Consider the following 12988-nt stretch of genomic DNA (forward strand, 5'->3'; position numbering starts at 1 on the left):
ATGGCCATCGCGCCTTTGGGTGCGATGGCCAATCTGCCGTCATCCGGCAGCGATGATCTCGATCTCGACGAGCCAGTCGTTGCGCAGCGTTTCGACGATGATGGCCGTGGTCGGGACGGCGCGGCCGCCAAGTGCGCGAAGACGGGCATTCTGGTTCGCCTCCACAAAGGCGCCGTCGCGCAGATAGCTCGTCAGCCGGACGATATTGTCCACGGTCATGTCAGCCGAAGCGAGGATGGCGCGCAGATTGGACCAGATAAGCTCCAGCTGTCCTTCCAGATCAGGTGCCGCCATTCCCTCTGCACCGAGACCCATCGTGCCGCTGACGAAGAGCAGCCGCGTGGGATGCCTGACCTCCAGCGCGTGGATGTAGTCGGGGCTCGCCGCATAGATCCCGCTTTCCGGACTGCGCTCGATCATCTCCATGAGATTTCCCTTCCGCCGAATTCTGTTGAAAAATGCCAGTATCGGCGATTATTTTTCGGCAGGAAGAGGAGTTTACCGAGTGGCTAAAAATACAGAGGATCTTCGGCAGAGGCACCCGCAGCAGCCGGCCATTGATGTCTTCGACCGAAAAATATTAGCGGCACTCGCCGCCGACAGCGGCCAGAGTTACGCCGGCCGTGCATGAGCGTGTGCGCGCCGCCTCAGACAATCCGGCGCGATCAAAGGCGTGCATGCTGCGCTGGACGGTGCGGCGCTTGGCAAACCGCTGCTTGCTTTCGTGCATGTGGAAGCGGCCGGCTGGGGCAAGAGCGAGCGGTTGATGCAGGTCTTGCAGTTTCCCGAGGTCGAGGAGATGCATTCGGTCGCGGGCGACGCGAGCGTTCTCTTCAAGGTCCGCACCGCCAGCCCGCAGGCCTTGGAGGCTTTTCTGGCGCAGATCCATGCCGTTCCCGGCGTCACCGGCACCCGCAGCTACATCGCGCTTTCCACCTATTTGGAGCGTCCCGTGCAGGCCGGCTTCACCGAGAGCTGGCCGGATATGCCTTTGCCGGAATAGGCTGGGGGCGAACGTTGCCGAGTCCAGATGCAATCGTCTCCTTAGTCCTCGCCGTCAAAGCGCGGCAGGTGCTCGATATTCTCCACCCCTGTTAAAGCCGACCGGCACCATATCTGTTTCCTAGGCGTGAGTTCCCGCCGCTGGTCGATGCTGCCGACGCGGATGCCGATCGCGCCGCCTTCGCCATCGGTGCGGTAAAGCGGCGATCCGCAATTGGGGCAGAAGAATTGCCGGCTGAGACCGCCGCTGTCGCCATATTTCGCATAGGCTTTCGGCGCGCCTGAAGTGAGCGTGAAACTGGCCGACCGCGCCGGTGCGGTGACGCGATAGGCGGAACCTGTCAGCCGCTGGCAATCGGTGCAATGGCAGATGGAGATCCGTTCCGGATCGATCTCCGCCTGGTAGCGGATGGCGCCGCAGTGGCATCCCCCGGTGATATGCATCGGCGATTCCTCAGTCCGCCGGCGGTGCGGCCGGCCGTGTGGCGTAGAAGGCCTTGGCATCGGCCGTGAAGGCGGCCCGCTGATCGGCTTTCGTATAGAACATATGGCCGCCGCGATAAAGTTTCAGCCCGACGCGGCCGCCGGCAAGCGACGCTGGCAGATGGTCGACCACGTAGCGGCTGACGCCGTAAGGCGTCACCAGGTCGCTGTAGCCATGCGCGATCAGCAGGTGAAAGGCCGGGTTCGAGGCGAGCAGCTGCCGGATGTCGTCGGTGGCGCTCGCCTGCAAGCGCGAGCCGCCGCCGCGCCCGCCCCATTCCCAGCGCCGGCTGATATCGCTGTCGAGCAGCGAATAGGTCATCTCCGTCCTGAAGCCGAGCTGGTTGCGGGCGTAACCGGCAAAGGCGCCGCCATAGGCGCGGGTGAAGCCGTCGAGGATGGCGTCGTCGCCGCGGTCGTAATCGGATTCCGGATAGGGGTCGGGGGTGGCAAAGGCGGCGTCGTAGGGGCTCGTCACCGCGCCGCTGCCGGCGTCGGAATGTTTGACGAAGGAATTGCCTGGGAAGCCGCGGTTGCGGGTGACGATATCCTCGGGAATGCCCGTCAGCCTGGCAATCCTGCCATAGAAGGCCGTGGCATCGGCGCCCGTCGGCGGCGGCCCGGCGAGTGTCGTCAGATAGTCGCCGAGCGCGAAGGTCTCGGCCTCCTTCTGCTTCTCTTTGTCGAAAACGTTGCGCCGGTCGAGTTCGGCCGCCGCCAGCGACGGCAGCTCCAGCGCGGCGCCGAGCGCGAACTGATCGGCATTGAACATCAGCTGGCCTTCGAGCAAGGGCGAAAGCATCACCGCGCCGGCGACGATGATGCCCTGGCTTTCCTGCAGCGCCGAGGCGACCTTGGCGGCGCGGAAGCCGCCATAACTTTCGCCGAGAAGATATTTCGGCGAGTTGGAACGGTTGTTGTGCGCGACATAGAGGGCGATCGCCTTGGCGATGCTCTCAGCATCCGCATTGACGTTGTAATAATTGGAGGCGTCGTCGGCCTTTGCCGTCCGGCTCCAGCCGGTGCCGATCGGGTCGATCAGCACCAGGTCGGTGAAATCGAGCCAGCTTTGCGGGTTGTCGACGAGCTTCGCATTGGCGCCGTCGCGTCCCTGCGGTCCGAAGTCGAGCACCGCAGGCCCGACCAGCCCGAGATGCAGAAAGGCGGAAGCAGCACCGGGCCCGCCGTTGAAGGCGAAGGTCAGCGGTCGATCCGGGCCGCCGTCCTTCGCGACATAGGCGGTATAGAAGATCGCGCCGGTCTGCGCTCCATCCTGGCCGAAGAGGTCAAGCGTGCCGGCGGTGGCAGTATAGGCGACCTTCCGGCCGCCGATCGTCAACTCGTGCTCGGTGACGGAATCGGCCGGCAGCAGCTTCAGCACGCCCTCGCGCGCGGCGCTTTCGACATTGGCCCTCTCGTGACCGCTTTCCTGCGCCGGGGAAAGGGCAGGGGCCAGCGACCCGGCAAGTGCGGCAAGCAGAAACAGTAGATGTAAACGCAACATGTCTTCTCCGGCGGTGCGGGATATGAGCTTGAGATAGCGTAGCATCCGCGATCGGCGACGGGCATCAAGAGATGGTGATGGGCCAGTGAACGAGCAAGTGAACGAGCGGCTCAGCCGGCCTTCTCCACAGCGTGAACGTTGATTTCGACCGCTCGGCCAGCCCTCCAGCCGTTGATCGCCGCTCCCAGCCCGAGCGCGACGAAGAGGGCGGCGCACCAGGAAAAACTCCCCGTCCAGGCGCGGATGAGGCCGACGATGAGCGGGCCGATGGCGGCCAGGAGGTAACCGACGCATTGCGCCATGCCGGAAAGATGGGCGGCGACCTCGGGATCGCGCGAGCGCAGCACGATCGTCGTCATCGCCGCGGCGATCAGCCCACCCTGGCCGACGCCCTGCAGCACCGCCCATAACCAGACCGTCGACAGCGGCGCAAACAGCAGGCCGAGCAGGGCGGTGACGGCGACGCCGCAGAGGCTGGCATTGATCAGCCGTTGGTCGCGGCCGCGCACCGCGATATGCGGCACAACAAGGCAGGATGCCGCCTGCACCATCACCGATAGCGACACGATCGCCCCTGATGTAACGCCGTCGAGCCCACGTTCGCGCAGGATCGGAACCAGCCAGCCGAAGATGCAATAGGCAAGGGCCGATTGCAGCCCCATGAACAGCGTCACCTGCCAGGCGAGTCGGTCGCGCCAGAGGCCTTTGACGTGGAAGCCGTTTCGTCTCGCCTGGCCGCCGGTGCGAAGAACCTGGGGCAGCCAGATGAGACCGACGGCAAGCGCCGGCAACGCCCAGATGGCGAGGGCGCCGGCAAGGGAGCCGCCGAGTGCGTGCTCGATCGGCAGCGTCAGCCCGGCGGCACTTGCCGCACCGGCGCAGAACGCCATCGTGTAAAAGCCGGTCATCAGTGCGGCGCGGCCGGCGAAGTCCCGCTTCACCAGCCCCGGCAGCAACACGTTGCCGATGGCGATGCAGGCGCCGGCGAGCGCGGTGCCGATGAAGAGCAGCGGCACGGAGGAAAGTCCGCGTAAAGCCGTGCCGAGCGCCAGAAGCAGGATAACGCCGAGCAGCGTGCGCTCAGTGCCGAGGCGCTGGGCAAGGCGAGGCGCAAGCGGCGAAAAGGCGCCGAGGCAGACGACGGGAAGGGTGGTGAGCAGGCTGGCGCCCAGCGCGCTCAGCCCCAGTTCAATGCGGATTTCCGGCAGCAGCGCCGAGGCGCTTGAGAACACCGGTCGCAGGTTGAAGGCGATCAGCACCAGGCTCGCGCCGAGCAGAAAACGATCTGCGGAACCCCGCACCGGTGTTGCTTGCGGCGGAGGAAGGCTGCCGGCCTCGGCGTCTACAAGCAGTTCGTCGGCGGCGTCGAGTGCGTGGGCATCGGTGGCGGGCATGGTCATGACAGGATCATCCGGTCGAGGGCGGCAAGAACCGGCGCCATGAAGCGACGCACCGCCGCATCCGCCCGGTCGGGATCGCCGGTTTCGATGGCGTCGACGATAGCGGCATGCGCCTGCATATCGGGTTCCGGAATATCCGTGCCGAGCGTCGCGGCGATGGTGTCGGCGATCGAGGCCGAGAAGAAATCGTAGATCTCGATCATCGCCCGGTTGCCGGAAGCGGCGATGACGGCTTTGTGGAAGGCGAGGTCGCGCTCGATGAAGGCCGCCTGATCGACGCCATCGTAACTGCCGCGTTCGGCAAGCAGCCGGCGAAGCCCGGCAATGGTCGCCGGCGTCTTGCGGACTGCCGTCAGCCGGGCCGCTTCGACGTCGAGCGCCAGGCGCGCTTCGAACTGGTCGCGCAGGCTGGCGCGCCGCGCCATCGTCAGCGGCCGGCCGGCATCGCTGGTCGAGCGCACATAGGTTCCAGACCCCTGCCGTGTCTCGAGATAACCCTGGGAGACCAGAACCCGCACCGCCTCGCGCACCGTGCCGCGGCTGACGGAGAGCATCGCCGACAGCGAGGCTTCGTTCGGCAATTTCTCGCCGACCGCCCAGCGTTTGCCGAGAATGTCGCCGCGGATCGCTTCGATTGCTTCATCGGCGAGATTGGTCTTGCTGAGGGCGCGCATCCCATTACTCATAAAGTCATCTGATGACTTTATGAGTAATGGGATTTCGCTCCTCCGTCAATGCGATCGCGTCAAGGCAATAAAAAAGGGCCGCCTCGGCGACCCTTTTCCATGAGTTTGGCCTCAAACTGGCCTGGACTGTCGATGCAGCCCCAGGAAGGCGGGGATTAGTGCGAGGGCTGCCTCGCTTTCATCACCTCTCCCATGCCCGTTACGAGGTCCGAAATCTCATTAGACATTGGATCACCTTCCTTTCGTTCTGTTGCTGATGGCTTAAAGTTAGGCTGATTCTTTTGAGATGCAAGCAGAAATGCACGTATGCGCTGTCTTTGCGGAACGCAGGTGTTCACGAGAGAACACAGCTGGTCGCCGAATTTGAAGATGTTTTGCGCCACGAAACGGTCATCTTGCCCTTGCAAACCGGCCGCGCGTTAAGCTGTTATTAGCCGTGACATCAGACAATTTAGAGCATGCCCGCCGGTGCGGCGGCGGGTTTCGGAGCAGGAAAGCCATGTGTCGCTGGGCAGCCTATCGCGGAGACCCTCTCTATCTCGAGGAGCTGGTATCCTCGCCCGCCCATTCGCTGATCGAGCAGTCCCATTGCGCCACCCGCGCCAAGACGGCGACGAATGGCGATGGCTTTGGCATCGCCTGGTATGGCGACAGGCCCGAGCCCGGCCGTTACCGCGATATCCTCCCGGCCTGGTCGGATTGCAATCTGAAGAGCCTGGCACGGCAGATCCGTTCGCCGCTCTTTCTCGCCCATGTCCGTGCTGCCACAGGCGGCGGCACGCGCCGCGACAACTGCCATCCCTTCACCCATGGCACCTGGTCCTTCATGCATAACGGCCAGATCGCAGGCTTCGAGCGCCTGCGCCGGCCGATGGAGGCGCTGCTTGACGACGAGCTGTTCAATGCCCGCGGCGGCACCACCGATTCCGAGCTGATGTTCCTGCTGGCGCTGCAGTTCGGCCTGCGTGAGGCGCCGATCGCCGCGATGGCTGAAATGATCGGTGTCGTCGAGGATCTGGCCGGCAGCGTCATCGGCTCGATCCTGCTGCGCTTTACCGCCGCCTTCTCCGACGGTAACACGCTTTATGCGATCCGTTATGCCACCGATCGCAAGGCGCCGACGCTCTATGCCTCACCGGTCGGAGCCGGCTATTGCCTCGTCTCCGAGCCGCTGAACGACGATGGCGATGCCTGGGCGGAGATTCCGGACGGCAGCGCCGTCACCGTCGGCAAAAACGGCATCGACGTCGCCGATTTCCGGCCGGAGAAGCGCGGCGCCGCCAGGCTGCAGCCTGTGGCTGTTTCTGCCTGAACGCTCGCGTCCAGCTGAGCCCGCTCGCGATCAGCTAAGCTGCCTGGCGATCAGGGCGGCCAGCCTTTCGGCAACCTCTTCCTTGGCAAGATCCGGCCATTGCTCGACACCGTCGTGACGGACGAGTTTGACGCTGTTGCGGCTGCCGCCCATGATGCCGGTCGCTGGAGAAACGTCATTGGCGACGATCATGTCGGCGCCCTTCCGTTCGAGCTTCGCCTTGGCATTGTTTTCCACATCCTGCGTCTCGGCGGCAAAGCCGATCACCAGCTTCGGCCGCATCGTGTGATGGCCGACGGTTTTCAGGATGTCCGGATTCTCGGTCAGCGCCAGCGTCGGAATGGATTCGCCCGGATGTTTCTTCAGCTTCTGGTCGGCGGCCGAGGCGACGCGCCAGTCCGCCACCGCTGCGACCATCACGGCGATGTCGGCCGGCAGCGCCGCCAGCACGGCATCGCGCATTTCCTCGGCCCGCTCGACGTGGATGACGTTGACGCCGACCGGATCGGCGATCGTCACCGGCCCTGAAACCAGTGTCACCTCGGCTCCGAGCTTGGCAAGGGCTGCGGCAATCGCGTGGCCCTGCCGGCCGGAGGAGCGGTTGGCGATGTAGCGCACCGGATCGATCGGCTCATGGGTCGGTCCCGATGTGACGATCGCCTTGCGTCCCTTGAGCGGCGTTTCTCCTTCGTCGAGCAGGGTTTCGGCCGCCGCGACGATCTCCAGCGGTTCCGCCATCCGGCCGAGCCCGGCCTCCCGGCTCTCCGCCATCTCGCCGGCCATCGGCCCGACGAAGCGGATGCCGTCGGCCCTCAGCATCGCGGCATTGCGCCGGGTCGCCGGATGCGCCCACATGGCCGGATTCATCGCCGGTGCGGCAAGCACCGGCCTGTTGGTTGCCAGCAGCACGGTCGAAGCGAGATCGTCGGCAAGCCCGTTCGCCATCTTCGCCATCAGGTCGGCCGTGGCAGGGGCGATCAGCACGAGGTCGCAGTCGCGCGCCAGCCTGATATGGCCGACATCCTGTTCGTCCTGCCGCGAAAACAGGTCGAGGAAGACGTGGTCCGCCGCCAGCGCACCGACGGCCAGCGGCGTGACGAATTCCTGCGCGCCCTTGGTCATCACAGGGCGCACGCTCGCGCCCCGCTCGCGCAGCCGGCGGATCAGATCCAGGCTCTTATAGCAGGCGATACCGCCGGAGATGATGAGGAGGATGCGTTTGCCGCTGAGAGCCATGGCTTTTCTACCCGTCGCCTTTTTGACTGGTCCCGACCCTAAGCCTTTGGCGCAGAACATGCAATCGCAGGGACGGCACGCATCGGCCGCAGCCGGCGGGTGCCGCCCCGTTCATGACGTCAGCCCGCCATTTTCGTGGGTTCAGAGGTTGCTCATCCCGCCGTCGATGATCAGTTCGCTGCCGACGATATAGGCGGCCTCGTCGGAGGCGAGAAAGATGATCGTCTTCGCGACTTCGCTGGGGCTCCCGAAACGACCGACGGGGATCTGGGACTGGATCTGCGCGGTCATCGCCTTGGAATCGGCTTCCGACGCCCCGAGCTTGCTGTAGAGCGGCGTGGCGATCGGCCCCGGGCTGACGGCGTTGACACGGATGCCGCGGCCGATGAGTTCGCCCGACAGGGTCTTGGCAAGCGTCAGCAACGCACCCTTCGTCAGGGAATAGACGCTGGAGTTCGGCATGCCGATATGGGCGTTGATGGAGGTATTGAGCACAATCGCAGCCTGCTTCGAAAAGATCGGCAGCAGCGACTGGATCAGGAAAAACGGCCCCTTGACGTTGATCGCGACCGACTTGTCGAAGGCGGCTTCGCTCCATTGTTCCAGCGGCCCGAATTCGGCGACACCGGCATTGACGAAGAGAATGTCGAGCGTGCCGAAAGCCTCTTTCACCGTGTCGGCCACGGCCTTCTGGCCGGCCGCATTGCCGGCATCGGCCTGGATGACGGTGGCTTTGTCGCCGAGTTCGGCGCGGGCCGCCTCGACGCTTGCCGCGCTGCTGCCGGTAACGACGACACGGGCGCCTTCGGCGATGAATTGGCGGGCGGTTTCGATGCCGATGCCGCTGGTGCCGCCGGTAATGAGGGCTGTCTTGTTCTGAAGACGTGACATGATGAAGCTCCTTCGATGGATATTGGGCCGCAGCCCCGTTGTTGGTCAATGGGAGGGATCGCCCGCCTTCGTCAGGTGCGGGTAATCGAAGCGCCGCCGTCGACCAACGACGCCGTGCCGGTGACGAAGCTCGCATCGTCGGAGGCGAGATAGAGGACCGAGCGAGCGAGTTCTTCGGGTGTTGCGACACGCTTCAGCGCATGCAGATTGGTGACGAAGGCCTGCTTCTCAGGTGTATCGTTCATGTCCCGATACATGTCTGTATCGACCGCACCCGGCAGGATGGCATTGACGCGCACGCCCTGCTGGCCGAATTCGGCGGCAAGCGCCTGCGTCAGGCCGATCAGCCCGGATTTGCTGGCGGCATAGGCGGCAACGCCGGGAAAGGCGAAGCTGTAGCCGACGAAGGTCGAGGTGAAGATCACCGAGCCGCCGCCATTTTCCACCATCGCCTCGATCTGGTGCTTGGCGGCGAGGAAGGAGGCCGTCAGATTGATTGCCAGTGCCTCGCTGAAGCCTGCTTCGGAAACAGCGGTGCTCGCACCGGCTTCGCCGAGCGTGCCGGCATTGTTGAAGGCGATGTCGAGCTTGCCGTAATTCGTCACGGCGGCGGCGACCAGCGCCTTGTGATAATCTTCCGAGCGCACGTCGCCGGCAATGGCGATGGCGTCGCCGCCCTCTGCCTTGATCTCCGCGACGAGGCTGTCGAGTTCGCCCTGGCGGCGGGCGCCGACGACGACCTTGGCGCCTTCGGCGGCGAAGAGCTTTGCCGTCGCGCGGCCGATGCCGGAGCTTGCGCCGGTGACGATCGCGACCTTGTTGTTCAAGCGGTTCATGATTTCATCTCCTGGATTTGAGGTGAGGCGGCCCCTGCCGCCCCTTTCGTTGGATGGAAGATGGCATTTTCCTTTCGTTCGGATTAGTCTCCAGATCGTGGAACTCGAATTCGGAAAAACCGAACGATGATCAGGATCGAAGGTATTGCGGCTTTCGTCGCCGTGGTCGAGGCGGGCTCGGTCAGCGAGGCCGCCAGACGCCTGCGCCTCTCCAAATCCGTGGTCAGCGAAAGGTTGGCGGAACTGGAGAAGTCGCTGGGCGGCCTGCTGCTGCACCGAACGACGCGCAAGCTCACTTTGACGGAGGATGGTGCGGTCTTCCTGGAGCGCGCCGCGCGCATCGTGCGCGAGATCGAGGAAGCCGCCGCCGATATGGCCGAGCGGCGCGGAACACTGTCCGGCCCGATCCGCATCGCCGCGCCGGTCACCTTCGGCCGCATGCATCTCGGCCCGGCGCTCTATCCCTTTCTTGCCGACCATCCCGAGATCGAACTGACGCTCGATATCGATGACCGGCGCGTCGATGCCGCTTCGGACGGCTATGACGCCATCATTCGCAACGGCCCGATCGCCGATAACAGGCTGGTCGCCTGGAAGCTCACCCGCAGCCGCCGTCTTCTCTGCGCCTCGCCGGATTATCTCGCCCGCGAGGGGATGCCGTCGTCACTTGATGATCTCAACAGCCATCGCGGCATCTTCTACACCAATCGCGGCGTTGCCGACTGGCGCTTCCAGACGCCGGAGGGAGCGGTCGTCGTTCGCGCGAAACTGGCGCTTGGCATCAACAATGGCGACATGCTCCGCGACGCCGCCATTGCCGGCCTCGGCATCGCGCTGCTGCCGGCCTTCATCGCCGGCCCGGCCATTCGCGAGGGCCGGCTTGCCGAAATCGATGTCGGCCACAGGCCGGAGGCCGAATTCATCTACATGGCCCATCCCGAGGGCCGAAATCCCTCTGCCAAGCTCCGCGCCATCGCCGATCACCTGAAGAAGAGCTTCGGCGATCCGCCTTATTGGGATCCGATGGGCTGATTCAAGAGCTCAGCACGCTGATCAAGTTCTCGGTGACCGGCGAGCAGTGTGTTTTCAGGATTGCCAGCGCCAGGCGCGCCACGGCCGGCGGCCCTTCGATCGGCCGGTAGGCCACGCCTTCGAGCTTGATCTGCGAAATCGAAGCCGGCACGATCGAGACGCCGAGATCGGCCGCCACCAGATTGACGACCGAGGAAATCTGCGGCGCTTCTTGCGCCACGGTCAGCTCGAATCCCGCCTTGCGGCAGGCGAGCACGACATCGTCGTAGAGGCTCAAGCCCACGAGTCGCGGAAAGAGGATGAAGGGTTCGTCTGCCAACGCCGCGAGCGGCAGCTTGCTATGCCGTGCCAAGGGATGGCTGGCCGGCAGGGCGATCACCATCGGCTCATCCGACAGCCGCCGCAGTCTTATGCCCGTGGGATCGTCGAGGCTGGGGCGCATGAAGGTGGCGTCGAGCTCGCCGGCTTCCAGCTTCTGCATCAGCGCCAGCGTATTCATTTCCGTCAGCGACAGTTGCACCTCCGGCCAGCGCGCGCGAAACCGTCGGATCGACGTGCTGACCACGGGATTGAAGGCGGAGGAGGCTGTGAAGCCGAGCGACAGCCGGCCGGTCTCGCCGCGATTGGCGCTTTGCGCCGCAAGCTTCGCCTTTTCCGCAGCCGCCAACGAAGCCTTTGCCTCGCCGAGGAAGGCTGTACCCGCCGCCGTCAATTCGGCGCCGTGCGGCACGCGGTGAAACAGCGCCGCACCCACCTCCCTCTCCAGGTCGCGGATCTGCTGGCTGAGCGGCGGCTGCCCGATGCCGAGCTTGCCGGCGGCACGGGTGAAATTTCCTTCCTCCGCCACTGCCAGGAAATATCTCAAATGCCGCAGCTCCATCGCCATCTCCAAAACCTATCGGAATCGACAGTGTCATATATTGGACAAATGGCGTGGCGTTGACTAGATCGGAGGCTGGAAGGATGAGATATGCCAACGTCAGTACATGCAATGAAGACCGCCGAAACAGCCGCGATCCCAGGGCAGAAGCACTACCTGACCCGTGGCACCGGCGCCTATCGCCGCGCCAGCGTGGCGCTCTTCCTTTCCGGCTTTTCCACCTTCTCGCTGCTCTATTGCGTCCAGCCGCTGCTGCCGATCTTTTCGCAGCAATTTTCCGTCAGCCCGGCCGAAAGTTCACTGTCCCTCTCGCTCTCCACCGGTTTCCTGGCGGTCGCCATCGTCTGTGCCGCCGCCGTCTCGGAAGGCCTTGGCCGCCGCAGCCTGATGTCGATATCGCTGGTCGGGGCGGCATTGCTGACCATTGCCACCGCTTTTGCTCCGAATTGGCACCTGCTGCTCGTCATCCGCGCCCTGCAGGGTCTCGTTCTCGGTGGCGTGCCGGCCGTCGCCATGGCCTATCTCGCCGAGGAAATCGATCCGCGCGGCCTCGGCGCCACCATGGGCCTCTATGTCGGCGGCACGGCCTTCGGCGGCATGTCCGGCCGGGTGCTGACGGGCATCTTCGCCGAATATCTCACCTGGCGCCCGGCGCTCTTTCTCATCGGCGCCATCGGCCTTGCCGCCGCAATCGGCTTCATCGCCCTGCTGCCGCCGTCACGCAATTTCGTCCGCCGGCCGGGCTTCGATCCGCGCTTTCATGCAAAAGCCTGGCTCGGCCATCTCAGCAATCCGGCGCTGCCCTTCCTCTTCGCCATCGCCTTCCTGGCGATGGGCTCCTTCGTGACGATCTATAATTATGCCGGTTTCCGCCTGGTGGCGCCGCCTTACGGCCTCAACCAGACCGAACTCGGCCTGATCTTCACCGTCTATCTCTTCGGCATCGGCGCCTCCTCGATCGGCGGCCTGCTCGGAGACCGGATCGGCCACTTTTCCGTGCTTCTTTTCGGTCTCGCGCTGACTGCCGTGGGCAGCGCGCTGACACTCTTCGCCTCGCTGCCGACGATTATCCTCGGTATCATCGTGCTGACGACCGGTTTCTTCATGAGCCATTCCATCGCCAGCGGCCTTGTCGGCAGATTGGCGCATGGCACCAAAGGTCACGCCTCGTCACTCTATATGCTCGCCTATTATGTCGGCTCCAGCCTCATGGGTTCGGCGGGCGGCTGGTTCTTCGCGGTTGAAGGCTGGGCCGCCGTCGTTATCTTCACGCTCGTCCTGCTGGCGCTTGCCTTTGTCTCCGCTTGTTTTGCCCAGCACCTCGCGAGGAGAAAAGCATGATCCGCATAGACCGCCTCGATCATCTCGTGCTGACCGTCGCCGATATCGCCATCAGCTGCGATTTCTATTCCCGCATCCTCGGCATGTCGGTCGAAACCTTTGCAGAAGGCCGCAAGGCGCTGAAATTCGGCGGGCAGAAGATCAACCTGCATCAGGCCGCCCACGAATTCGATCCCAAGGCAAGGCAACCCACACCCGGCTCCGGCGACCTCTGCTTCATCGCCGAGACACAGCTTGCCGATGTCATCGCCCATCTGCAGGCCTCAGGCATCGCCATCGAAGAAGGCCCGGTCGAACGCACCGGCGCGACCGGACGTCTGCGCTCGGTCTATTTCAGGGACCCCGACGGCAACCTCCTCGAAGTCTCCAATCTGATTGCCTGACG

13 protein-coding genes and 1 pseudogene are annotated in these 12988 nt (G+C 64.3%); 5 read left to right on the forward strand and 9 right to left on the reverse strand.

Going from position 1 to position 12988, the window contains the following annotated elements:
* Positions 1–39: 39 nt before the first annotated feature.
* Positions 40–426: a RidA family protein gene (locus QMO82_RS24755; protein WP_183605412.1), complete on the reverse strand. Its 387-nt coding sequence runs from the start codon at positions 424–426 to the stop codon at positions 40–42.
* Positions 427–451: 25 nt separating this feature from the next.
* Between QMO82_RS24755 and QMO82_RS24760 the strand changes: the two are divergent.
* Positions 452–1003, forward strand: a pseudogene (locus QMO82_RS24760) (Lrp/AsnC family transcriptional regulator).
* Between the two features lie 41 nt (positions 1004–1044).
* Here QMO82_RS24760 and QMO82_RS24765 read toward each other — a convergent pair.
* The 4 genes from QMO82_RS24765 to QMO82_RS24780 all read right to left on the reverse strand — a co-directional run bounded on the left by QMO82_RS24765 (position 1045) and on the right by QMO82_RS24780 (position 5063).
* Complete coding sequence (locus tag QMO82_RS24765; RefSeq protein WP_183605413.1) at positions 1045–1446, reverse strand: GFA family protein; 402 nt, start codon at positions 1444–1446, stop codon at positions 1045–1047.
* Positions 1447–1456: 10 nt separating this feature from the next.
* Positions 1457–2986: a S10 family peptidase gene (locus QMO82_RS24770; protein WP_183606623.1), complete on the reverse strand. Its 1530-nt coding sequence runs from the start codon at positions 2984–2986 to the stop codon at positions 1457–1459.
* A 113-nt stretch (positions 2987–3099) separates the two neighbouring features.
* The gene (locus tag QMO82_RS24775; protein WP_183605414.1) at positions 3100–4389 is read right to left on the reverse strand and encodes an MFS transporter; all 1290 of its coding nucleotides are present in this window, start codon (positions 4387–4389) and stop codon (positions 3100–3102) included.
* Positions 4386–5063, reverse strand: coding sequence for a FadR/GntR family transcriptional regulator (locus tag QMO82_RS24780; protein ID WP_183605415.1), 678 nt, complete (start codon positions 5061–5063; stop codon positions 4386–4388). The genes QMO82_RS24775 and QMO82_RS24780 overlap by 4 nt, the downstream gene beginning before the upstream one ends.
* Before the next feature lie 511 nt (positions 5064–5574).
* On the opposite strand from QMO82_RS24780, the gene QMO82_RS24785 reads away from it, so the two are divergent.
* Positions 5575–6387: a class II glutamine amidotransferase gene (locus QMO82_RS24785; RefSeq protein WP_183605416.1), complete on the forward strand. Its 813-nt coding sequence runs from the start codon at positions 5575–5577 to the stop codon at positions 6385–6387.
* Between the two features lie 30 nt (positions 6388–6417).
* Here the strand turns inward: QMO82_RS24785 and coaBC are convergent, their stop codons facing one another.
* The 3 genes from coaBC to QMO82_RS24800 all read right to left on the reverse strand — a co-directional run bounded on the left by coaBC (position 6418) and on the right by QMO82_RS24800 (position 9350).
* Positions 6418–7623: a bifunctional phosphopantothenoylcysteine decarboxylase/phosphopantothenate--cysteine ligase CoaBC gene (gene coaBC / locus QMO82_RS24790; RefSeq protein WP_183605417.1), complete on the reverse strand. Its 1206-nt coding sequence runs from the start codon at positions 7621–7623 to the stop codon at positions 6418–6420.
* Positions 7624–7764: 141 nt separating this feature from the next.
* Positions 7765–8514: an SDR family oxidoreductase gene (locus QMO82_RS24795; protein ID WP_183605418.1), complete on the reverse strand. Its 750-nt coding sequence runs from the start codon at positions 8512–8514 to the stop codon at positions 7765–7767.
* Between the two features lie 71 nt (positions 8515–8585).
* The gene (locus tag QMO82_RS24800) at positions 8586–9350 is read right to left on the reverse strand and encodes an SDR family oxidoreductase (RefSeq protein ID WP_183605419.1); all 765 of its coding nucleotides are present in this window, start codon (positions 9348–9350) and stop codon (positions 8586–8588) included.
* 126 nt (positions 9351–9476) lie between these two features.
* Between QMO82_RS24800 and QMO82_RS24805 the strand changes: the two genes are divergently transcribed.
* The gene (locus QMO82_RS24805; RefSeq protein WP_183605420.1) at positions 9477–10382 is read left to right on the forward strand and encodes a LysR family transcriptional regulator; all 906 of its coding nucleotides are present in this window, start codon (positions 9477–9479) and stop codon (positions 10380–10382) included.
* 1 nt (position 10383) lies between these two features.
* On the opposite strand, the gene QMO82_RS24810 is transcribed toward QMO82_RS24805, so the two are convergent.
* Positions 10384–11262, reverse strand: a complete 879-nt coding sequence (locus tag QMO82_RS24810; protein ID WP_183605421.1) for a LysR family transcriptional regulator — start codon at positions 11260–11262, stop codon at positions 10384–10386.
* A 90-nt stretch (positions 11263–11352) separates the two neighbouring features.
* On the opposite strand from QMO82_RS24810, the gene QMO82_RS24815 reads away from it, so the two are divergent.
* Together QMO82_RS24815 and QMO82_RS24820 are read left to right on the forward strand one after the other, a co-directional pair.
* A complete protein-coding gene (locus tag QMO82_RS24815; RefSeq protein ID WP_183605422.1) occupies positions 11353–12603 on the forward strand; it encodes an MFS transporter in 1251 nt (416 codons plus the stop codon).
* Positions 12600–12986 carry a VOC family protein gene (locus tag QMO82_RS24820; protein WP_183605423.1) on the forward strand — a complete coding sequence of 129 codons (387 nt, stop codon included), beginning with the start codon at positions 12600–12602 and terminating at the stop codon, positions 12984–12986. Before QMO82_RS24815 ends, QMO82_RS24820 begins: the two co-directional genes overlap by 4 nt.
* Positions 12987–12988 lie beyond the last annotated feature (2 nt).

Origin of the sequence: Rhizobium sp. BT04 (assembly GCF_030053135.1) — a bacterium.
In the GTDB taxonomy this organism is placed as follows: Bacteria; Pseudomonadota; Alphaproteobacteria; order Rhizobiales; family Rhizobiaceae; genus Rhizobium; species Rhizobium binxianense.